Origin of the sequence: Pseudoalteromonas sp. PPB1 (assembly GCF_015356275.1) — a bacterium.
Classification (GTDB): Bacteria; Pseudomonadota; Gammaproteobacteria; order Enterobacterales; family Alteromonadaceae; genus Pseudoalteromonas; species Pseudoalteromonas rubra_D.
Genome location: NZ_JACEQV010000087.1, coordinates 1 through 896, shown reverse-complemented (window position 1 = coordinate 896; position 896 = coordinate 1). Strand labels below are relative to the sequence as shown.

3 rRNA genes are annotated in these 896 nt (G+C 41.7%); all 3 read right to left on the bottom strand.

Going from position 1 to position 896, the window contains the following annotated elements:
* Positions 1-417: 417 nt before the first annotated feature.
* Positions 418-532 (bottom strand): 5S ribosomal RNA (rrf, locus tag IY568_RS24420).
* Positions 533-575: 43 nt separating this feature from the next.
* Positions 576-690: ribosomal RNA gene (gene rrf, locus IY568_RS24415) — 5S ribosomal RNA — on the bottom strand.
* Between the two features lie 117 nt (positions 691-807).
* Positions 808-896, bottom strand: a 23S ribosomal RNA gene (locus tag IY568_RS24410); the annotation flags it as partial.

The window sequence follows — 896 nt, the reverse complement described above, 5'->3', positions numbered from 1 at the left end:
AGCTACGAAGACATTTTGGATCAGGTCAGTGAAGCATGGAATGCGTTTATCTCATGTGCTGACAGGGTGAAATCACTATGCTTTAGAGACTGGATAAAAATGACCAGTTAATTAATCAAAATGGTATTAGTTGTTCTAAATGAGAAATCTTTAACGCTGTTAGCGTCCTATTTACTCCTTCAAATAGACCAGGTATTAAGTGAAATTGGTATTACTTTGCGCAAGGTGAGATGAGCTATCGTAGAGAACGCAGACCTATTCACAGCGCAAAAAAGGCCCCTCCACAGGAAAGTGTCCCCAAAGACTGCCAGATACCAGCTTCATGGAGGAATAGACAACACTGCTCTGTCTACAGCTTTTTAAATTGCACATAGCAAAAAACCCGCTGCATTGCTGCAACGGGTTCATCTAATTGGGCCCTGGCGATGACCTACTTTCACATGGGAAACCCCACACTATCATCGGCGCTGTTTCGTTTCACTACTGAGTTCGGCATGGAGTCAGGTGGTTCCAAAACGCTATTTTCACCAGGAAAATCTTTTCAATTTTTGTTTTAGTTCTTTTTAAAATTTGGAGCTTGGCAATGTCCTACTTTCACATGGGAAACCCCACACTATCATCGGCGCTATTTCGTTTCACTACTGAGTTCGGCATGGAGTCAGGTGGTTCCAAAATGCTATGGTTACCAAGCATAAACTGTTGCGCAAGACGTTTATCAACATCTCACTAAAATCTGGAAAAGCGTATTAAATTCTTTCGTCTACTTTATTTCTTAACTTCTAACAAACAAAACCACTTTGGCGTTGTATGGTTAAGCCTCACGGGTAATTAGTACGAGTTAGCTCAATGGCTCACACCACTTCCACATCTCGCCTATCAACGTTGTAGTCTTCAAC